General features: G+C 46.7%; 18 protein-coding genes. 4 read left to right on the forward strand and 14 right to left on the reverse strand.

Translation table 11 applies throughout. The features are described 5' to 3' along the window. Nucleotides 1–12: 12 nt before the first annotated feature. From SFC66_RS01375 to SFC66_RS01410, 8 genes are all read right to left on the reverse strand, one after another. Nucleotides 13–810 (reverse strand): HAD family hydrolase, encoded by a 798-nt coding sequence (locus tag SFC66_RS01375; RefSeq protein WP_411216915.1) that lies wholly within the window; start codon nucleotides 808–810, stop codon nucleotides 13–15. Beyond that, nucleotides 774–1,247, reverse strand: coding sequence for a hypothetical protein (locus SFC66_RS01380; protein ID WP_411216916.1), 474 nt, complete (start codon nucleotides 1,245–1,247; stop codon nucleotides 774–776). Before SFC66_RS01380 ends, SFC66_RS01375 begins: the two co-directional genes overlap by 37 nt. A gap of 82 nt (nucleotides 1,248–1,329) precedes the next feature. After that, a complete protein-coding gene (locus SFC66_RS01385) occupies nucleotides 1,330–2,238 on the reverse strand; it encodes a hypothetical protein (RefSeq protein WP_411216917.1) in 909 nt (302 codons plus the stop codon). Nucleotides 2,239–2,300: 62 nt separating this feature from the next. Beyond that, a complete protein-coding gene (locus SFC66_RS01390) occupies nucleotides 2,301–3,107 on the reverse strand; it encodes an alpha/beta fold hydrolase (protein WP_411216918.1) in 807 nt (268 codons plus the stop codon). A 2-nt stretch (nucleotides 3,108–3,109) separates the two neighbouring features. Beyond that, nucleotides 3,110–3,307, reverse strand: a complete 198-nt coding sequence (locus SFC66_RS01395) for a hypothetical protein (RefSeq protein ID WP_411216919.1) — start codon at nucleotides 3,305–3,307, stop codon at nucleotides 3,110–3,112. 91 nt (nucleotides 3,308–3,398) lie between these two features. Then, entirely contained in the window at nucleotides 3,399–3,809 is a 411-nt protein-coding gene (locus tag SFC66_RS01400) for a hypothetical protein (RefSeq protein WP_411216920.1), read from the reverse strand. 92 nt (nucleotides 3,810–3,901) lie between these two features. Then, the gene (locus tag SFC66_RS01405; RefSeq protein WP_411216921.1) at nucleotides 3,902–6,556 is read right to left on the reverse strand and encodes an MMPL family transporter; all 2,655 of its coding nucleotides are present in this window, start codon (nucleotides 6,554–6,556) and stop codon (nucleotides 3,902–3,904) included. Beyond that, entirely contained in the window at nucleotides 6,553–7,002 is a 450-nt protein-coding gene (locus SFC66_RS01410) for a MarR family winged helix-turn-helix transcriptional regulator (RefSeq protein WP_411216922.1), read from the reverse strand. The genes SFC66_RS01405 and SFC66_RS01410 overlap by 4 nt, the downstream gene beginning before the upstream one ends. Nucleotides 7,003–7,367: 365 nt before the next feature. Between SFC66_RS01410 and SFC66_RS01415 the strand changes: the two genes are divergently transcribed. Together SFC66_RS01415 and SFC66_RS01420 are read left to right on the forward strand one after the other, a co-directional pair. Continuing rightward, the gene (locus tag SFC66_RS01415; RefSeq protein ID WP_411216923.1) at nucleotides 7,368–10,016 is read left to right on the forward strand and encodes a glycoside hydrolase family 3 C-terminal domain-containing protein; all 2,649 of its coding nucleotides are present in this window, start codon (nucleotides 7,368–7,370) and stop codon (nucleotides 10,014–10,016) included. 56 nt (nucleotides 10,017–10,072) lie between these two features. After that, nucleotides 10,073–11,515, forward strand: coding sequence for a glycoside hydrolase family 30 protein (locus tag SFC66_RS01420; RefSeq protein WP_411216924.1), 1,443 nt, complete (start codon nucleotides 10,073–10,075; stop codon nucleotides 11,513–11,515). 77 nt (nucleotides 11,516–11,592) lie between these two features. Here the strand turns inward: SFC66_RS01420 and SFC66_RS01425 are convergent, their stop codons facing one another. Then, on the reverse strand, nucleotides 11,593–11,934 hold the full coding sequence (locus tag SFC66_RS01425; protein ID WP_411216925.1) for a DUF4440 domain-containing protein: 342 nt from the start codon (nucleotides 11,932–11,934) through the stop codon (nucleotides 11,593–11,595). A gap of 143 nt (nucleotides 11,935–12,077) precedes the next feature. Here SFC66_RS01425 and SFC66_RS01430 point away from each other — a divergent pair, with 143 nt between their 5' ends. Continuing rightward, entirely contained in the window at nucleotides 12,078–12,344 is a 267-nt protein-coding gene (locus SFC66_RS01430; protein WP_411216926.1) for a DUF5683 domain-containing protein, read from the forward strand. 31 nt (nucleotides 12,345–12,375) lie between these two features. On the opposite strand, the gene SFC66_RS01435 is transcribed toward SFC66_RS01430, so the two are convergent. From SFC66_RS01435 to SFC66_RS01455, 5 genes are all read right to left on the reverse strand, one after another. Next, complete coding sequence (locus tag SFC66_RS01435) at nucleotides 12,376–14,277, reverse strand: BglG family transcription antiterminator (protein WP_411216927.1); 1,902 nt, start codon at nucleotides 14,275–14,277, stop codon at nucleotides 12,376–12,378. A gap of 63 nt (nucleotides 14,278–14,340) precedes the next feature. Further along, nucleotides 14,341–14,673 carry a PTS lactose/cellobiose transporter subunit IIA gene (locus SFC66_RS01440; protein WP_411216928.1) on the reverse strand — a complete coding sequence of 111 codons (333 nt, stop codon included), beginning with the start codon at nucleotides 14,671–14,673 and terminating at the stop codon, nucleotides 14,341–14,343. 14 nt (nucleotides 14,674–14,687) lie between these two features. Continuing rightward, nucleotides 14,688–16,037, reverse strand: coding sequence for a PTS cellobiose transporter subunit IIC (gene celB, locus SFC66_RS01445; RefSeq protein WP_411216929.1), 1,350 nt, complete (start codon nucleotides 16,035–16,037; stop codon nucleotides 14,688–14,690). A gap of 5 nt (nucleotides 16,038–16,042) precedes the next feature. Next, nucleotides 16,043–16,354, reverse strand: a complete 312-nt coding sequence (locus tag SFC66_RS01450; RefSeq protein WP_411216930.1) for a PTS sugar transporter subunit IIB — start codon at nucleotides 16,352–16,354, stop codon at nucleotides 16,043–16,045. 135 nt (nucleotides 16,355–16,489) lie between these two features. Next, nucleotides 16,490–17,368, reverse strand: a complete 879-nt coding sequence (locus SFC66_RS01455; protein WP_411216931.1) for a TetR/AcrR family transcriptional regulator — start codon at nucleotides 17,366–17,368, stop codon at nucleotides 16,490–16,492. A gap of 200 nt (nucleotides 17,369–17,568) precedes the next feature. Here SFC66_RS01455 and SFC66_RS01460 point away from each other — a divergent pair, with 200 nt between their 5' ends. Next, entirely contained in the window at nucleotides 17,569–20,823 is a 3,255-nt protein-coding gene (locus tag SFC66_RS01460) for an efflux RND transporter permease subunit (RefSeq protein ID WP_411216932.1), read from the forward strand. Nucleotides 20,824–20,826: the final 3 nt, after the last annotated feature.

The raw sequence follows: 20,826 nt of genomic DNA on the forward strand, positions 1-20,826 counted from the left end.
TATGTAAAAGTCTTAGTCCACGTCCATTATAGTATAGTCGTCTTTATTTTTCCTTTCCGACCGATTATAGTTGGCAATCAGGGCAGGCAGCACACACCAATTGGAGAAACTCGGCACTCCTTCCAGTTTGCCGCCGAACAAGACTGGCTGCAAACCAGCATTTTTGCTTCCCATCACATCATTTTCCACGTGATCACCAACAAAAATCGTCTCTGTAGGAGCTGCATCCACCTCCACTAGTGCCATCTCGAAAATGGCAGGATCAGGCTTTCTGAGTCCGACTGCTTCAGAGATGATCAAGCTTTGGCAATGCCAATACAAGCCGAGCTGCTCGATCACTTGCTGCTGCAGCAATGCTGGTCCGTTTGTGACGATCCCAAGCGTATAGGACATGCTCAACTCCTGCAGCGTTTCAAGCGCCTCCGGATAAGCAACGGCAAACTGCGCCACCCTTTCGAAGTAATCAGCAGTCAAAACAGGCTCTAAACCAGCATCCATTGAAAATCGGTTTAAAAGCTCCACATAAACAACCGGTTTTTCCACGTAACCATTTTGGTCGAGTTCCACGAATGTTTCTATAAAATCAGATTCACCGACAGACTGCAGCTCTGTTTGAAATCGCTGAAATTGATCAGCCAGGAACTGCTGCAGAGTTGTCCTCCTGTCATGAATCGTACCATCCAAGTCAAAAAGAATTGCCTTCATCTTGTCGCTCCGTTCCTCTTTTCCTCCATCATACGCTTTTCGGGAACGATTGTCAGTATTTCGGTATATCACTTTCGCTCTTGATAATCCCACAGAATTTGCCATTCCCCTTTATCCTTTACCACATAAACATACTGGACAAAGGCAAAATGCCCGTACTTTCCTCGATAGTCCTGTTTGACGGTGAAAGCATACACGTCCTTATACGTTTGACCATCGGGAGCTGCCTGCCATTTCTTATGTTTCTCTTTTTCTTCTATTGCAAATTGGAAGGTATCCGCTCCAAAATGACTCATGAAAACATGGGAACGATCGGTCACATAGTCTTTTAACGGAAAGCGAGACTGCAGTTCCGGATGCAGCAGGCCCCAGGAAGAACTATATTCTCCTTTTTGCTCATATGTGTAAAACTGTTCCACCGTCTTTTTTGCTTGATTGGGCGAAGCATTCTTAAGAAAAAGTGCAATCACACAAAGCACCAGCATGACCATAAAACAGATAATGAGCAATTGTTTCCGATTTGTTCGCTTGTAACGATGCATAAACCAGTCCTCCCTTCAGGACTAGCTTATTCACCGTCTGCTGCAGGTAGTATGAAAATAAAAAAGCACGCGAGCTGCGTGCTTATATCTTCTGCATCTGGCCGTAAGATTCATTGGTAGCATAAAATCCGCTGCCCCTGCCTGTATACTGGGACAGCTCATTTTCCTCGTCTTCCGTTGTTTCGCCCCTGAGACTGAGAAAGTAGAGTATGCTCACATCCATCTCCCGGTCTTCCTGGCTGCCCTCGGGGCCGGGATGCTGTTCACGCAGCTTATCTGCATCAGTTTCCATACCCCATTTGATATGACGATACAGATTTTCGAAAGTCCTTTCTGCATCAGGGGTGATGCTTTCTGCCATATACTCCCGCTTCACTTCGTCGATATCATGATGCTGGATGTAATCGATGAAAGTTTTTCCATCGCCATACTGGAAGAACTCTCCCCAAATTGTCGGTGTCTGCTCACCTAATTGGAACAGCAGCAAATATTTGACTTCAAATCGCTCCCGCTCCTCCGCATGGCGTTCGCCGCGCTCCGATGCATCTTCGGTTATTTCCCCTTCAAAGAATTGCAGACAGAATGTCTTGTATTCTTCTTCAAACTGGCGCATCACTTCCCATAAGCGATGTATGTCCTTATCAAATAGTTCTTTACTGCGGAAAATGGAAGCCATCAAGAAGAAACGGAATAACCCGCGGAAGTGCATATTGATTTTTTTCTGACTCCAATCATAATGCTCATTGCGGAAAGCATCATTGATTTTATCCAAATACTCAAAATCCAATGCTTTCTTCAGTCTTTCGAAATGCTCATCATCCACTATCGCGGTTGGACGTACCTTCAACGTGTCATATTGCAGTTTCAGCTGCTCCCGATGTCGGTCTGAATTTTGCATCGGACGTTTGCGCGCACCAGTATTATAAAATATCGCAATTCCGACTAGTATGATCGCCACTGCTATGCCGATTATCGTCACTGCATGATTCATCTATTCCCCTCCTGTACATGCCAAATAGAGCTGACTCTCCCGTCAGCTCTATTTTACGTCCTTTAGCTATGCAATACGCGCAAAAGCTCATGATTGAATTTTTCTTTTTCATCGAACAGCAGCCCATGTCCGCTATGTTCAAATGGAATGATTGTGGAATTGACGATACCGCCTGTGATTTCATTGGCGAAATCAAATGGACAAATCTCATCTTTATGTCCATGGAAGATGAATGTCGGGGTGCTGATTCCTGCAAGTTCATCACGAAGATCCTCATCACGCAGCGCTTCCATTGCTTGAATTGTTCCATGGCCGCTCGCTTCCAGACCTAACTGGAAGAACCATTCCTCGAAGGAATCAGAATGTTCCTGTGCAAAAAACATATTTCCGAAGTCACGCAAAGTCTTCGGCCGATCGACTTTCAGCTGCTCGATCATGTCATTTGCATCCTCGTTCTTCATGCCGAACGGATAAGCGTCACGTTGTGTGAACGCAGGCAGTGCTGCTGATAAAAGAAGCAGCTTATCCACTTTGGCTAGACCATACCTATTCATATAACGAACAGCAATCGGTCCGCCCATCGAAAAGCCCGCCAAGACGAAACGTTCCAGTCCGAGATGCTCGATGACCGCATGCACTGCTTCTGCCTGCGCATCGTAGGAATAGCTGTTCCATGGCTTATCCGATTTTCCGAAGCCAAGCAGGTCGATACCGATGAAACGGTAGCCATGCTTTGGCAATTCATTCATTTGGTACTCGAACATTTTATAATTTACCGGCCAGCCGTGTAAAAAGACAATGGGAATGCCTGCGCCGATGTCTTCTGCGAATATATTATGTCCGGATTGTGTTCTGATTACATGTCCCATCGTTATTTCCCCTCGCTGTTATAGTCTCGTTCTCTCGGTTCCTTCTTTTCTCTTGTCTTTAACTCACGGAATAAGAAATATGCCCCTACCACACCTGAAAGAACCGTGAGCAGAAGAAACAGCGTATTGGTAGTGAATACATAGATAAGTAGGAAAACAAGCGCCAGGATGAAGAATCCAAAATAGCCTGCTACCTTCATACGCCCCACTCCTTCCAATTAGTCTTGCTTTTATATACCCGTTAGCCAATTGTTTTAAGCAAAAGAAAAAAAGCATGCCCAAAATGCATGCTCAATGTGTATGCAAAACATTTCCTTCCGATCCGATCAAACTGACTTCCAATTCTATTTCCCTGTTGATGTCATCTTCCAGATCATGCGCTTCCACAACTTCTGCCGCCTCTCCTTTCACGTCTTCCCAAACAGGCAGCATATGCCCTTCCACTTCATCCCCTTCGTTCTTGATCCGCAAACTGATGATGCCTTCAGGCTGAAAACCGACACCGAGCACTTCATACGTATCATAAACAGCCAGCTCCTCGACCGCTGTATCGTTCACTTCTTCCAATGCATGACGGATCATTTCTTCATGGACCTCATTGTACGGAACAGGATGAGTCGATCTGTCCGTAAAAAAGAACAGCAACCCTGCCATCACCATCGTCCCCGCCAGCACAAGGCGCAATCCAAGGTTTCGTTTCATGAGCAAACCTCCATTCCCTGCTACTATATGCAGCCAGTCCGAAAAACTTGTCCATAGAAAAAAGGAGCACGCCATCGGCATGCTCCCCTCCGTTACTCTTCTTCGTTTCTTTTACGTTTGAACGGCCACCAGTTCAGCTCACCAAGTGTCGTTGCGATCGCTGGGATAAGCAGCGGCAAGATCACCAAGCCATACAATAACAGACCGATGATGATGACTGTCGCGACTTCCAGCAGCGTCAAGACACCAGATGGCATCATGGCAGCGAATGTACCTGCCAAAATGATGGCAGCGGTAATGATGACACCGCCCATTTTCTTCATCGATTGAACCATGCCAGCCTGCAGGTCATCCCGTGCTTCTTCTTTGAATCGATCAAGCAGGAAGATGGAATAATCCACACCAAGCGAGATCAAAATCACGAAGCTGAAGAATGGAACCGCCCAGCTGATACCCGCGTAATCCATACCGTTGACAAAGATCAATTCGGCGATGGACATCGCTGTATAGTAAGTCAGCAGCAAGGATCCGATCATATAGGCCGGAATGACCATGCTGCGGAATAACAGTGTCAAGATGATGAATAATCCGACCATCATGATGACCATCGTCCGGGACAGATCTGATGTCGATAGATCCTCTAAGTCTGCGTTTGTGCTCGTTACACCGCCATAGACGATTTCCGCATCTTCATAAGGTGTGTCCTTCACTTCTGCCCCGACACGGTCCTTGATTGTCTGCAGTGTTTGGATCGCATCCTCGGAGTAAGGATCAGCACTCAATACAACATCAAGTGTCACACCTTCCCCGTCGCGGAAGCTATACATATCGACGCTTTCCTGGAAGTCCCCTTCCATGGCATCTTCCGGAATATACATCCCTGTATCACGGACCGTTTTGCTATCGCTGATTTCGCGGAGCGTATCCGAAGCCGTCTGCAATCCGTCAGTCACTTGCGTCAGGCCTTCATTCGATGACCCGACTGCATCGGCAAGCTGCTGCAGTGTTTCGGTCAGTGTGCCGACCTGTTCCTGCTGTCCCTGCAATTGCGTGTCCGCTTGTTCCAAACCTGATTGAATCTGTCCAAGCTGCTCGCTGATTCCTGCCAGCTGTGCAGATGCTTGCTGGACGTTGCCTGTTTGCTGCAATTGGCTAGTTACTTGCTGCAAGGCCGTATTCACTTGACCAAGACCTTCTGTCGCATCAGATAGTCCGCCGCCACTCGACGAACCTGCACCGCCAGCTTGGCCGGAAATCTGATTCAGACCATCTTGCACCTGTGTCAGACCATCCTGCACTTCAGAGATGCCATCGACTGCATCATTGATTCCATCCGCAATCTGACCGGTTTGGGAATCCACATACAAGTCGTCGATTTTTTCGCCCGTTGGCTGTGTTGCCGTGCGGACTTTATCGACACCATCGATCTTGCCGATCGTGTCACTCAGGTTATCAAGATACGGCAGCGTGTCAGATGTAGTCAGGTTTTCATCATCATTGATGACAATCTGAATCGGCATCGCTTCGCCTTTTCCGATAGCGTCCCCGATTGCATTCAGCCCTTTGATCGAATCATAATCACTGCTGATTTCCTCTGTTGAGTTAAAGGAAACTTCCTCATCATACGTCAAAACGAATGGCAGTGTGATCGCAGCTGTGATCGCCAGGAACAGCACCGGTCTGGCAACCGAATGGCGGCCAAGGAAATGCCACAGTTTATTGTCCCCATGGGAAGCGGCCTTTTTGGATGGCCAGAACAGCTTCTCACCGAGCGTTACCATGAATAATGGCATTACTGTCACCAGGACGATCAATAGCACTGCTACCCCGATAGCCACGCCAACGGCTGATTGGAAAATGGCAAATTTTGCAAAGAAAATCGATGCAAAACCTACAAATACCGCAATGGCACTGATGAATAATGTACGACCTGCTGTCCGGTACGCGGTGATCGTTGCCTCGATTTTATCGTGACCGTTAGCAAGCTCCTCCCGGAAACGGCTGAGCAGCAGGATGCAATAGTCGGTACCGATACCGAATAGAATCGCCACCAGGAATGTCTGTGTGAATGTCGATATCGGAAAGTCCATCGTTTTCACCAAGATACCCAGGATTCCTTGGCTGATCAAGTACGTGATACCTACTGAGATCAATGGAACAAAAGGTGTCACGATGCTGCGGAAAACAATCAACAGCAAGCCAACGATGATGAATACCGTAATCAGTTCGGTCTTTTTCAAACCTTCCTCCGATGTATTGGAAAAATCTTGGTTGATCAAGGATGCACCAGTCACGTACGCCGTGGCATCCTCTGGTATAGCATCATAAATGTCATTAGCGATTCTTTCCACTTCGTCATCTGCGCCTTCGACCGTCACCGGCATCATGACTGTTTTTTTGTCCTCCGACATCATTTGATTCTGTATTTCTTCGTTATCCGTCAATGGTGTCGTGATGTCACTGACCCCATCGATTTGTTCTACTTTGTCGATGACACCTTGAATCATATCCTCGCCATCTTGATTCAATGCTTCATCAAGCTCGAAAACAACACTGAGCGAATTACTGTTTTCCCCTGCATCCTCCAAAATTTCAGTGGCACGGATGGAGATTGCATCCTCCGGCAGCTGCGTCTGCCCCTTATCGGATGCCAGCTGGGTCAAATTAGGTGAAAAAAGCGTCAATCCAACAGCAATCAAAATGACTGCAATGGCAATGACCCACTTAAAACGAATGATAGTCCTCAAATTTCCTTCTCCCCTTTTTTTAGCTGTTCTTTTACATCGGTGAAGATCCGGATGAAAGTTTCCACATCTTCTTCTTTGATATGTTCAAAAAGTCCGCAAAATCGATCATAAATAGCTTCCTCAGCTTGCTGCAGGACCGCTTCCCCATCATCTGTAATTTGTACAAGCTTCGTCCGCTTATCCCCATCGGACTCGACCCATTTGACCAAGTCCTTCTCAAGCAACTTTTTCAGTCGATTGGAAATCGCACTTTTATGTACTTGCTGCACCATTGCCAGATGTCCGGGCGAACAAGCACCTGACAAGCTCAAAATTTTGATCAGACTGACTTGCTGCGGCGATATCTGTTCGAATACATCATACGCTGAGCCTTTTTTGTGAAAAATCTCGGTTGCCATGAAAGATACTTCATTGAAAAGATCGATTGCCTCTTTCAATTTACTCATATTGGTTTACCCCCTATACCTTTTGAGTTTATACCCTAAACTATTTATAGTCAAACCATTTATGCAAAAAATCGTGACAATATAAATGGGCTGTTAGAGGCACAAAACAAAATTACACCATAATTAGCCAAAAGATAGGCTCACAAACCCTAAAGCATATATTCCCATTACACCAGCATTACAAATGCACGTTATTGTAACTGCAGTTTTCCTAGTTATACCCTTTTGTTAGTGTATTAGGCTGAAAAAATGCCGACTGAGAAACAAACAGTTTCGTCTATTCCTTTCCTGCCGCTGTTTCCGTAGCATTAAACAAGCAACAGACGCCGCCACGTCTCTAGAAGTTAACGAAGGAGTGAAAATATTTGACGAAGCTCACACGCTTTCCGATCATTGGATTTATCGCAGTATTACTAATGGGACTCATCATTTCCCCTTACCAGGCTTTCGCCGAAGAAACAGACAAGCCTTGGCTGAATAAGGAACTGTCCCCCGCCAAACGTGCCAATCTGCTGGTGGAGGCTATGTCACTGGAAGACAAAATTAAGCTTATTACAGGAAATCTGAATAATTATTATGGTTACTATAACGAAGGAATGGAGCAATACGGCATTCCTGAACTGAAGATGGCAGATGGCCCTGCAGGTGTCCGGATTGCCAATCCGGATATCCAGAATAAACAATCGACCGCCATGCCGGCACCGATTGCCCTTGCCGCAACATGGGATACAGAAGCAGCCGCTTCTTACGGTAACATACTAGGCAACGAAGCATTCAATACAACACATAATGTATTGCTTGGACCTGGTCTTGATATCGCCAGGAATGCATTCGGTTCCCGAAACTTTGAATCTTTGGGAGAAGATCCATTATTGCAATCCAAAATGGCCGCTTCCTACATAAACGCTGTCCAAGACAATAACGTCATGGTAACAGCCAAGCACTATTTGCTGAACAACCAAGAAACACTTCGTTTCACGAATGACTCGCAAGCTAGCGAGCGTGCCATTCACGAAATTTACGCACGACCATTCGAAGCAGCCATTGAAGATGCTGATTTGAGCAGCGTGATGTGTGCTTTCAATGAAGTGAACAGTGTATATGCCTGCGATAATGAGGATTTGCTGACAGGTTTGCTTCGTGATCAGCTCGATTTCAAAGGGTTTGTCATGAGTGACTATGGCGCCAACAGAACGACAGCTGATTCCATCAATGCCGGACTGGACCTGGAAACACCAGGCGAACCGGACGGCCAGTGGGGCGACAAGCTCCTGCAAGCCGTGAAAGATGGACAAGTGAGCGTAGAAACAATCAACCAAAGCGCGTCACGCCTGCTATACCAGATGTTTGATAAAGGACTTTTCGAATACCCGACTCAAAATCAGCAAATCGATACAGCTGCCCATGGCCAGACGGCACGTGAAATCGCCGCCGAAAGCATGGTATTGCTGAAAAACAAAAAAGATGCACTTCCAATCCAGGATGATGCAGATTCAATCGCTGTGATCGGACCTGATGCCGATAATGCATCCGCAGCTGGCGGCGGCAGCTCATTGGTCAACCCGACCTATACTGTCAGCCCGCTTGATGGTATCAAAAACCATGCCGGGAAAAATACAGATGTCAGTTATACCGCTGGTACCGATCCAATCAGCGCTGGTGATGTGATGTCAGGACCGGACGCAGTTCCATCTTCCCTGCTTCACCCAACAGAAGATGCTGCGGAAAACGGATTGAAAGCAGAATATTGGTCGAATAAGAATTTCGAAGGAAACCCCGTACATGAAAGTACAGATCGTCAAGTCAATGTGAATCTTGGATTCTACAACTATGATGGTCTGAATGCACAATCGCCGAAACTAGACAGACTGCCGGGAGACTTGAACAGCATGATGTCCGCCCGCTGGACAGGTTACATCGAAGCTCCTAAAGACGGCACGTACAAATTATCCACGACAAGCTACGGCACAAGTAAACTATATTTGGATGATAAGCTGATCGTCGATAATAAAGGCGAAGAACTTGGTACAAAATCTGCCGAAGTCAAATTGAAAAAAGGCGAGCGGCATGCTGTCGAAATCGAATACAAATCCGATTATGAAACTGGCGATGGCCGTGATTACGGCGGACAAGTCCGCTTCGGCTGGGAACCAGCCAAAGGCGCCGTCGATGAACAGATTCAAGAAGCTGTCAAAGCTGCCAAGAAAGCAGACAAAGCAGTCATCGTGACGCGTACGTATGACAGCGAAGGCTACACCGAACGTTCCGATATGGAACTGCCGAACAATCAGCAGCAGCTGATCAAAGAAGTCTCAAAAGTGAATCCAAATACGATAGTCGTGAATGAAAGCGGCATTGCCATCGAAATGGGAGACTGGCAAAAAGACGTGAAAGCAATCGTCCAAGCATGGTACCCAGGTCAGGAACAAGGTAATGCGATTGCCGATGTCCTCTTCGGAGACGTCAACCCATCCGGCAAGCTTCCCGTGACATTCCCTGTCGATGAAGACAGTACACCGATCAACACTGAAGCGCAATTCCCTGGAACGAATGGTGTGAATGATTATGCTGAAGGTATATTTGTCGGCTATCGCGGTTATGATAAGCAAAACCTGGATGCAGCTTATCCATTCGGTTACGGTCTGTCTTACACCGACTTCAACTATCGTAATCTGCATACAAAAGTGAAGCATAGAAAAGATGAGACAAGCATGGAAGTGAAGCTGAATCTCCGCAACACCGGAGATACAAAAGGTGCAGAAGTCGTCCAGGTATATGCAGGGAAACTTCCTGCCAAAAGCGTGGAAACACCCGAAAAGCAGTTAGCCGGATTTGAAAAAGTCGAGCTTGCGCCTGGTAAGCAGACATCCGTCAAGATCAAGCTCGATCCAAAAGCATTCTCTTATTATGATGAAGATAAAGAAGAGTGGGTCATGCCATCTGGCAAAGTACATGTTTATGTTGGCAGCTCGTCCGAAGATATCAGATTACAAGGAACTGTAACACTGCCATAACATCATAAAAACATCCTGCAGATTTCCTGCAGGATGTTTTTGTAAGGAGGTAAACTATGCACAGGATTGCTGCCCTGCTCCTGATTACACTATGCACATTCCTAGTCCTTGACCGATTCGAGGCAGCCCCCTTTGCTGCAGACAGCTGGCTGACGACCGGGGATGGACAGCAGCTTCTCGACAAGCAGACCAGCACACCATTCTATGATCAAAAGCAGGATATCCCGACCATTTATATCGATAAGCAAACAGCATATCAGGAAATGGAAGGCTTCGGAGCCGCAATGACTGGCTCGTCTGCTTATTTGCTTCAGCATGAATTGACAGATCAGGCACGCGAGGCACTATTTCAGGACCTGTTCACCAAATCCGGTATCCACCTATCTTATCTGCGGCACACGATTGGAGCATCGGATTACAGTGTGGACGACTTTGGCAATCCCCGCAGTTATACATATGCAGACCAAGAAGGACCAGCGGAAGATCCGCTGCAGCATTTTTCAACAGCTCCTGATCAAACAGTGATCAATATGCTGAAACAGACGAAAGAAAATAATCCCAAGCTTGGGTTGATGGGGACGCCTTGGACGGCACCACCATGGCTTAAGTATGGGGAGCATACGTGGAATGGCTCGTATCTGGATTATACAGATGAACGCACGTATAAGATTTATGCCGATTATTTCGTACGTTATCTGCAAGCTTACCAAAGCGAAGGATTGGAAATCGATTTGCTATCCGTGCAAAACGAGCCGCTGTTCGCGACAGCAGCTTATCCGAGTATGACGATGAGTGCACAAGAGCAGCAATATTTCATCCAGAACTTTTTGGGGCCCAAAATGCGTGAAGCAGGCTTGCAAACGTCCATCCTTGGTTATGACCACAACTGGGAAAATAGCAGCGAATACGCAGAGACCGTCCTTGAGGGCGCTTACGATTATACAGCAGGAACTGCTTTTCACTGTTATGCTGGTAATCCTGAAGCAGCTGATAACCTACAGCTCGATCACCCTGAAAAAGGCATCTACTTTACGGAGTGCAGCGGCGGAGCTTGGGGAGAGGATTTTGGCGATAATTTGAGTTGGCTGATGGACCAAGTGATCATCGGCGCAACAAAACATTATGCCAAAACAGTCCTGTTATGGAATTTGGCATTGGACGAATCAGGCGGACCGACAAATGGCGGCTGCAATAATTGCCGTGGTGTCATCACAGTGGATAGTCAAACCGGAGATGTCACCAAAAATGTGGAATATTATGCACTTGGCCATTTGAGCAAGTTCGTCCAGCCGGAAGCAGTCCGCATCGCAAGCACCGACCTGCCGCAGCTTTCAACGGTCGCCTTTTATGATGAAGAGGCAGAAGAAATCATACTTTTAGCCGCTAATACGCGTAAAAGCGCACAAACCTTCCAGCTTGCTGATGGAAATCAGTATTTACAATATACAATCCCATCCCAATCTGCTGTCACCTTTACATGGAAAGATACCGGCAAATAACGATCCTGCCCCATAACCTCCGTTTTGATGGAAAATCAACCAGACAGGCGGCCTGCTTCATGCAGCCGCCTGTTTCATTATCCTGCTGGTGTGCCCTGATGGAACAGCATACGCCAACCGCCAGGCTGATAACGCCAGACCGAGCTTCGCAGCTGCTCTTGTCCTGATGCCGCATCAGCTGTCCGGAATGTAGCCAGCACGGTGTCCTCCGACAGAATCCGTATGTCGAATTCCCTTATATCCAAGCCGGCAGTATCCCAACCATTCGTAACGACGTCTGCTTTGCTGGATGATCGCCCTGATGAGCCATGTCCAAGAAAGTCATCGGTCAGCAAATCCGCCGATAATCTTGTCTCGTCTGCCAGCAATGATTTTTCCAATTGCAATATCGTTTCTTTTACTTGCAGCTGTTCATCCATCACATTCGCCTCGCTTTTTTCTATTATTATATCCTTACGTCCATACCGTGAAAAGGGTTTCATAAAACATCATAAGAAATCCTGGATCGGAATTGTATACAATAATGAAAACTGGTACAGTATTAAACAGATGAGGTGAAAAAATGGAATTCAAGCGTACACCGCTGATTGCGGCTATCTTAAGCTTTCTATTCGCTGGCTTAGGTCAGTTTTATAATCAACAGAACTTGAAGGGCACGATATTCGTCGCAGTCAATATAATCAATCTGTTTCTGATGTGGTTTGTGGTCGGTCTATTCACATACTTCATTTTTTGGATCTATAATATATACGATGCATACAAAATGGCTAAACGCGCCAACATGAAGCTCGCCCGCCAAAGCGGCAAGGTTGAGCCTTCTGCTAACTGAAACAGCTGCCCATATTGGAGGCAGCTGTTTTTCATATCGATAAAAGCGTGTGATGAAAGTCATCGTACGACTGTGCTTCCAATAGCTTATGCACATGCTTCGGTTCCTCGATGATACGGACAAGCTGCTGATACATATCGGTAAAATCTTCATCACTTTCTTTCTCGATACATAATAAGCATACAAACCTCACCTGCTTGCCAGACCAATCGATTGGATTTCTCAATGTGCAGATGACCCATAATGTTTCTTCCACGCTTGCTTCGATTGGATGCGGTACAGCCACTTCATTCCCAAAACATGTCGGCGCCATCGACTCCCGCTCATGCACTGCCGCCAGGAAATCCACTCCTACCTTTCCGTCTGCCTCCAATCTGTCAGTCATAAACGACAGCACATCTTCTTTGCTGACAAAATCCTGCTGCAAGAAAACATAAGCAGGACGAATATAGCGCAGATCCTGATCCATCTGCAAAAAAGCTTCCAGCTTCGCAATCGCACCCTTATCCAATATGACAGGCACATGGATGACAGGCAGCGATGTGACATCCGCTTCGATTGGTATCGTGCTTATTATCAAGTCGGCTTCCCAATCTTTTTTATGAAGCAGGCGATAATATTCGATTGTATCGATGATGTCCAACTTGTCCGGAAAAAGGGATTGCAGCTTATATCGAAGCAGCTGTGCACTGCCTGCTCCCGATGCACACACGAGCAAACACCTGATTTTGCGCCCGTTTTTTCTGCTTCTTTCCAGAGCAGCTCCGATATGCAAAGCCAGATAACCGATTTCTTCCTCAGCCAACTGGACTCCGATTTCTTTTTCCACTGCATATGCTCCGATGACAGCAGCTTCAAAAGCAAGCGGATAATGCTGTTTGATATCTTCAAGCAGCGGATTGCGTACGTTCATGCCGTATAAATGGCGATGAACAGCTGGCTTCAGATGGATACTCAGTCCTTTGAGCAGTTCTTCATCCCCCCGCAGGTCCAGCTTTGTGTTCTCGTATATCGCGGCCACGATTGCTGCGGCCAGATCGCCCATGCCCATCTGACCTTCCAATTTTGATGCATGATCCGTTCCCATAAGATGAATCGTCATATACGCCACCTCTACTTGCGGAAAAAATAAATGGAGCTCCGCTTCGAGTTTGGCAGTAAGCTGAGCTGCCTCCCGGAAGGCAGGCTGCTGGATGATGTCCAGCATCGCATCAGGCGCAAGCTCGATATATTGCTGGTCCCTGATGCGTTTGCAGGCGATTGCGATATGTGTAACCAAGTTCTGCACAGCCACATCCGAGAGCATCATCTGGTTCTTTGTGATAAATTCATGCACAATCGTATCCACTTGATTGATCTCCGCTTCCGAGATGATGGAATCTGGCAAACCATATGTTTTTTGCCAACCTGTCTGCTTCGCAAAAAAAGACGCCAAAAAATATCTTTTTTCCGTCTCTGTCCCCGCAATTCGAAGCCCATATTTCGGTCTTTTCTCAAGTTCCAGCCCTGATTCCTTCAAAAGCTTCCGGACATGCTTCAAATCATTTTGCACTGTCGGGAAGCTGACAAAACAAGACTGCGCCAACTCTTCCATCTTGATGAATCCATCTGCCAAAAGAAGCAGCTGCAAAAGATGATTCACCCTTTCCGCCGGGGTTTCCACCCTTGTGTACAGGCGCTCCTGCTTCACTCGGATCATATCTTGTAAATATTGCTGAAAGAACTTTTCATCCATGACAATCAACCGATAACCTTGGCCCCGAATCGCTTCTATTTTTGCATCATTTACCGGCAGTTCCTGCTGCAGCAGCTTGATGTCGGAACGAATCGTCCTTTCTGATACAGCCAGCTTCCCAGCCAATTCCTCAGCAGTCAGCGTACGTGATTCAGAAGATAAATACGTCAGCAATTCCAATAGCCTTGGTTGCAGCATCCAGCTTCACCCCTTATCCTACATACCTATGCCAAAAAGGCGATCAAATGACCGCCCTTCACTTTATGCCGACCCGTATGTTGCCGCTTGCCGTGCCAGCTCCTCATGCAAATGAATGATTTCCTCCGCCAATTCCCGCACCGTCATGGCATTCATCAAATGATCCTGCGCATGCACCATCAACAGACTAAGCGTCGACTGCTTCCCGCCCGCCTCTGCTGTGATCAACTCTGTCTGGATATGATGCGCCTGATTGATTGCTTCCTTACTGGATTGGATCTTCCGTTTAGCTTCCTCGAATGCATGCTGCCTGGCAAGCACCATCGCTTCCATCGCATAACTCCGGCCGTCACCGCCATGCAATATCAATTGAAATGCTTTTTCCTCCAAATTCATATCGCTCCCCCTTTTCAGCTGCTGACCGGATCCGATCCATCCTGTGATGCTGCCAATTCCTGTTGTCTTGCTTCTTCTTCTTTCATTTGGTTCCTCTCCAGCATGCGGAAGAATGGATAATAAATAGCCATTGAGATAGACAAGTTTATCAGCTGCATCACCGCTCCGGATATCTTTCCTCCTGTTGCTAAATATCCTGAAATGAATGGCGGCATCGTCCATGGAACTACTATTCCAGCCGGTTTCGCTACCAACCCTGTGCTCATTCCGATGTACGTTGTAACTACCATGACAAGCGGGATTGTGATGAATGGTATGATCATGAGCGGATTTAGTACGATTGGCAGACCAAATACGATTGGTTCATTGATATTGAAGAATGCAGGACCGGTTGCCAGCCTGCTCAGCTGTTTATTTTGTTTCAGCTTTGCTCGCCAAATCATGATAAGTACCAATGCCAAAGTCGCACCTGAACCCCCGACATGAATGAATACGTCAAAAAATTGCTGGGTGAAAATATGCGGCAGCTCCGTACCAGCAGCGAATGCTGTTGCGTTTTCTGCAGTCGCTTTCAGCCAAATCGGGGCCATGATCCCTCCTACGATATTGGCACCGTGCAGTCCGCAAACCCATAACAGCACAATCATCAATTCTGCTACGAAACTTCCAATGAAAGATGAACCAACAAGCGTAAGCGGTGACCCAATCACTGTTGAAATCAAATTGTGGATATCACCAAAAGGCGTGGCTTCCACAAGCAACCGAATGAGCCATACAAGAATGATTACTGCAAACCCTGGAATCAGGGCAATGAATGACCGAGAGACGGCAGGAGGTACACCGTCCGGCATCCGGATGACGATATTTCGTTTGACGATTAAGCGATACACCTCGGTTGCAAACATTGCCACAAGCATTCCGACGAACAAGCCACCGCTACCTAATAGAGATAATGGCACGAAATTGGCAGCTGCACCCTCAACTTCGAAAGGACTAAAAGGTGTTGCAAGCATGAATGCAGATAAAGCAATCGCTCCGGCAGACAAAGGATCGACACCATCTGATTCATAGGCCTGTGCTAACCGGTAAGCAATACCGAAGCACGCGAATATCGCCATCATATCGAACGTTACATTAACCGGGTATTGCAGCTTCACACTCCATGACTCTCCGAAAATACCAGCCATGAAATCGGCGTACCCAGGGATCGGCAAGTTTGCAAGTATGAGGAACAGAGAACCAACAATGATCAAAGGCATCGTAAGGATGATACCATCACGCAATGCTACCAGATGCCGCTGTGCTGCAACTTTCCCAGCAAACGGCATCACTTTCATTTCGAGAAAATCATTGAAACGGCTCATGCTCTTCACCCCTTCTTCGCAAATAGCGTCTCAGCATGATGCAGCACATTTTTTCCATTGCCAGTACCATAATCGACGCTGTTGATCACTTCGACCGGTATACCGCGTTCTTCCCCGAGTTTTTTCATTTGCGGCAGCATATAGCGCACTTGCGGTCCAAGCAAAAGGACATCAGCCTGTTCGATATGTTTTTTTGCCTGATCAGCTGATACAGCTTGTATTTGATAGTTCTTTGATTCTGCTGCTGCTGTCTTTTCCATTTTGGAGACAAGCAGACTAGTCGACATTCCAGCGGCACACACAAGTAAGATTCTCATTTTTTAACCCCCTTGGTTTCTTACTTCCAATATACTGTGTAAGCGGTTACATTTCCTGCTATTGTTTTGCCGTATCATTGCGGAAACTTGTTTAAATACAAAAAGCCGGCATGCATACCTGCACCCAGCTTTGCTTTACAAAACCTTTATTTCCAGCAGTCTCGCCAACTCCTGATGCAAGTCATCAATTTCCCCGATAGCTTTGAAGTTAGCGGCCAGCCCTTGGATAAGCAGCTTTTTCGGTTCCTTTTTCCGTATCTCTTCTTGCAGCAGTTCCACCACGCCTTGCAGTTCTTTCACATCCTGTTCATCCAGATCCAGTGAAAGGATGACAACTTGAATGCGATCCAGTACCTGCAGCACTTCCCTTTCCTTCAGCTCCCTTTCAAAAATCGATGCTGAAATCGGGGTGGCTTCCGTCACGAGCGGTTCGGCTTTTCGCTTTAAAAGACCTGTGACTATATCATCCATCCGCTCCAGAATGTACGCGGCAGTCTTATTCATATCAAGAATAAGTCCATGAAGAAGCACATCCGCCATGAATTGAAACAATATGCCTTCTTGTATCATCCGCAAGTCCTTCAAATATGGCCTGCTTTCTTCTCCATACAAATCCAGCAGGTCGTGCTCTGTTTTCCTTCTGCCTCTTTCCATTTCATCAAGAAAGAACAGTTCCATCTCTTTGCCGATATCCGAATCGATATCATGACGCTGCATAATGAAGAAATTCCCGCGCTTGATGAATTCCCGCATCATGGTAGCCAGGCGAAGCTTTGCTTTCTCCCGCTTGTCCAATTGCTGCTGATCGACTTTTTCGATTTCAGCCGATATCTGACCAAAATGATACCGAACGATTTCAGCCATCAGCTCGTCCTTCGATTTGAAATAAAGATAAAATGCTCCTTTGGAAAGTTTGCTCGCTTCAGCAATTTCCTGGATGCTCGCAGCATGATAGCCCTTTTTGGCAATGATCTCTGTCGCTCGTTCGATTATCGTGATTTTTTTCTCCTGCATGATGCCTTCCCTTTCGACTGACCGGTCGGTCATAGGTGTGTTAAAAGACTGTGAATAATATATGAAACGTTTGATAAATCGTTTTAAAAGCTATTGAACTTCCTTACAGCCTTGATATAATTGTTGCATTGTGTGGTTGTTGCCTATAGTATAGAGGAATAATGACCAGTCGGTCAAATGAATAAAAAAGGAGCTGGACCGTGAGAAAGTTTATCAACTTTTCATTGAAGAATAAAGTTGCCGTATGGCTGCTGACCATCATGGTAGTAGTGACCGGTATTTACGCCGGTACCAATATGAAACTGGAGACTCTTCCAGATATCAGTGTGCCCGTCCTCACCGTAACGACTACATATCCTGGCGCTCCGCCAGAAGAAGTTATGGAAAATGTGACAGAACCGCTCGAACAGGCAGTGCAGAGCTTGGATGGTGTAGAGAATATAAGCTCCACATCCATGCAGAATGCTTCAACGATCCAATTGGAGTATGCCTATTCCAAAAACTTGGATGACGCGGAAACAGAAGTAAAAGAAGCACTTGCAAACGTACAACTCCCAGATGATGCAGAAGAACCGGAAGCAGCGCAAATCAATTTGAACTCCTTCCCAGTCATCACACTGAGTGCTTCCAACAGTGGTCAGTCAATCGAAGAACTGACACAGACTGTCGAAACCGACCTTCAGCCGGCTCTGGAAGGCATCGAAGGTGTTGCTTCAGTCGGGATTTCCGGACAGCAGCTGGACGAAGTACAAATCACATATGATGAAGATGCACTTGCCGAAAATGGTCTGACACAAGACACAGTCGGTCAAATCATTCAAAGCAGCAGTGACTCTTATCCGCTCGGTTTGTATCAATTCGGTGATACCGAGAAAAACGTTGCTGTCGATGGAAATATTATCGATATCGATGATTTGCGTAACTTGGAAATCCCGCTTACCGGCGGAGCTGCACAAGGCGGCCAGGATGCTGCTGCCGCTCAAGGCGGTCAGGCTGCAGCCGGCGGTGGCGGTGCTGATCCAGCAGCACAAGCTGCGCAGGCAGCCCAAGCTCCGACTGAACTTCCGACTGTACAGCTGCAGGATGTGGCGGAAGTCGAAGTCGTCGGTGAAGTGGAGTCGATTTCCCGGACAAATGGCGAAGATTCTATCGGAATTGATATTACGAAGGATCCGAATGCCAATACAGTGGAAGTCGTCAATGCTGTCAAAGAAGAAATACAGCAATTCGAAGAAGATAATGATGGTATGAGCATCACGTCAACAACAGACCAAGGTGAGCCAATTGAGCAGTCCGTTCATACAATGGTGAACAAAGCGGTATTTGGTGCCATTTTTGCCATTATCATCATTCTTTTGTTCCTGCGTAATATCCGTTCGACGATCATTTCCATTATCTCGATCCCATTATCGATTTTGATTGGTTTGATTTTACTTTACGAAATGGATATCAGCTTGAACATCATGACATTGGGAGCCATCACCGTAGCCATCGGCCGGGTGATCGATGACTCGATTGTCGTCGTCGAGAATATTTTCCGCCGCATGTCATTGGCAGATGAAAAGCTACGCGGAAAAGACTTGATCATTGATGCAACACGCGAGATGTTCATTCCGATCCTTTCCTCCACAGTCGTAACCGTGGCCGTATTCCTCCCGCTTGGATTGGTAGAAGGACAAATCGGTGAATTATTCTTGCCATTTGCGTTAGCTGTCGTATTCTCATTACTGGCATCCCTGCTGGTCGCGGTAACCATTGTACCGATGGTGGCACATACATTGTTCCGCAAACGTTTGGATCGCGGCACGAGCGCAGAAGAAGCAAAGAATTATATACACAAAGAAGAAAAACCAAGCAAGCTGGCGAATTTCTACAAGCGAGTCTTGAATTGGAGCTTGTCACATAAAATCATCACCTTCGCCATTGCAATTGTTTTGCTTGTCGGAAGTTTGTTCCTTGTCAAACCAATCGGCCCGATCGGCTTCAGTTTCATCCCTAGCACAGGGGAGAATATGGTCGTTGCTACGTATTCGCCTGAACCAGGTCAGACTCAGGAAGATATCCAGGAAATTGCCGAGGAAGCAGAGTCTATGCTGCTTGATCGCAATGGTGTGGAGACATTACAATATACAATCTCAAGCGGCGGTAACCCGCTATCCGGTTCAACTGGTGACTCAGCCCTATTCTACATGGGGTATGATGATGATTATGAGGACATCCAAAGTGAATCCGAAGCAGTCATCAAAGATTTGCAAGGCTTGTCTAATCAGGGCGAGTGGGGAACCATCGATATGACGGGCACAGGCACCAATACGATGCAGTATTACATCTACGGTGATAACGTCGAAGATATCCAAACTGCATCCCAGAAAGTCATGGATCTGATCGAAAAAGACGACAACTTCACAAATGTCGACTCTGATGCATCCGAACAATATGACAAATACACGATTGTAGCCAACCAGGAAGAATTGGCTCAGTTAGGTTTGACCGCAGCACAAGTGACTTCCCAGCTAACCAACATCGGCAACCAGCCAGCAATTGCTACCATCCAGAATGATGATGGCGATGACTTGGATGTCTATGTACAAGTAGCGAATGAATCTTTCGACGATAAAGAAAGCCTTGAAAACACTACCATTCAAACAGCACTTGGAACAGAAGTGCCGTTAAATGAGATCGCTGAAATCGAAGACGGTCAATCCCCGAATACATTACAGCGACGTGATGAAAAGCTTTACGGATCTGTTTCTGCTGATATCACAGGCAGTGATATTTCAACTGCCACTGCTGGCTTGCAAGAAGAGATTGATGAACTTGATCTGCCTGGTGGTGTGAGCATCGATCAAGGCGGGGTATCCGAGCAGATGAATGAATCGTTCAGCCAGCTTGGTCTTGCGATCTTGGCAGCGATTGCGATTGTCTACTTCGTACTCGTATTGACATTCGGCGGAGCATTGGCACCATTTGCCATCCTATTCTCCTTGCCGTTTACAGTCATTGGTGCATTGGTAGGATTGCTCATCGGTGGTGAGACAATCAGCGTGTCTTCCCTAATCGGTATGCTGATGCTGATCGGTATAGTTGTTACAAACGCGATTGTGCTGGTCGACCGTATCATCCATAAGGAAAAAGAAGGAATTCCGACTCGGGAAGCTATTCTCGAAGCCGGCGTCACCCGACTTCGCCCAATCCTGATGACTGCCATCGCTACCATCGGTGCACTTGCACCACTTGCCTTAGGATTCGAAGGCGGCGGAGCTGGAGCTGTCCTTATCTCCAAAGGTTTGGGAATCACCGTAATCGGTGGTCTTATCAGTTCTACCTTGCTGACACTCGTCATCGTACCGATTGTGTACGAATTGACAACACGTTTCAGCCTGCAAGAACATCACAAGCAAGAACGTCAGCGCCGCAAGGAAAGAAAACAGGCGAAGAAAGCAGAAAAGAAATAAAGT

It is taken from the genome of Terribacillus saccharophilus (assembly GCF_046592895.1).
Lineage (GTDB): Bacteria > Bacillota > Bacilli > Bacillales > Amphibacillaceae > Terribacillus > Terribacillus saccharophilus_D.

Excerpts from the sequence above, each read along its gene's own strand:
- SFC66_RS01435 (WP_411216927.1), bottom strand. The coding sequence starts at position 14,277 with ATGCTGCAACCAAGGCTATTGGAATTGCTGACGTATTTATCTTCTGAA.
- SFC66_RS01380 (WP_411216916.1), bottom strand. The coding sequence starts at position 1,247 with ATGCATCGTTACAAGCGAACAAATCGGAAACAATTGCTCATTATCTGT.
- SFC66_RS01375 (WP_411216915.1), bottom strand. The coding sequence starts at position 810 with ATGGCAAATTCTGTGGGATTATCAAGAGCGAAAGTGATATACCGAAAT.
- SFC66_RS01400 (WP_411216920.1), bottom strand. The coding sequence starts at position 3,809 with ATGAAACGAAACCTTGGATTGCGCCTTGTGCTGGCGGGGACGATGGTG.
- SFC66_RS01390 (WP_411216918.1), bottom strand. The coding sequence starts at position 3,107 with ATGGGACATGTAATCAGAACACAATCCGGACATAATATATTCGCAGAA.
- SFC66_RS01450 (WP_411216930.1), bottom strand. The coding sequence starts at position 16,354 with ATGAGAATCTTACTTGTGTGTGCCGCTGGAATGTCGACTAGTCTGCTT.
- SFC66_RS01385 (WP_411216917.1), bottom strand. The coding sequence starts at position 2,238 with ATGAATCATGCAGTGACGATAATCGGCATAGCAGTGGCGATCATACTA.
- SFC66_RS01440 (WP_411216928.1), bottom strand. The coding sequence starts at position 14,673 with ATGAATTTGGAGGAAAAAGCATTTCAATTGATATTGCATGGCGGTGAC.
- SFC66_RS01410 (WP_411216922.1), bottom strand. The coding sequence starts at position 7,002 with ATGAGTAAATTGAAAGAGGCAATCGATCTTTTCAATGAAGTATCTTTC.
- SFC66_RS01430 (WP_411216926.1), top strand. The coding sequence starts at position 12,078 with ATGGAATTCAAGCGTACACCGCTGATTGCGGCTATCTTAAGCTTTCTA.
- SFC66_RS01420 (WP_411216924.1), top strand. The coding sequence starts at position 10,073 with ATGCACAGGATTGCTGCCCTGCTCCTGATTACACTATGCACATTCCTA.
- SFC66_RS01395 (WP_411216919.1), bottom strand. The coding sequence starts at position 3,307 with ATGAAGGTAGCAGGCTATTTTGGATTCTTCATCCTGGCGCTTGTTTTC.
- celB (WP_411216929.1), bottom strand. The coding sequence starts at position 16,037 with ATGAGCCGTTTCAATGATTTTCTCGAAATGAAAGTGATGCCGTTTGCT.
- SFC66_RS01455 (WP_411216931.1), bottom strand. The coding sequence starts at position 17,368 with ATGCAGGAGAAAAAAATCACGATAATCGAACGAGCGACAGAGATCATT.
- SFC66_RS01425 (WP_411216925.1), bottom strand. The coding sequence starts at position 11,934 with ATGGATGAACAGCTGCAAGTAAAAGAAACGATATTGCAATTGGAAAAA.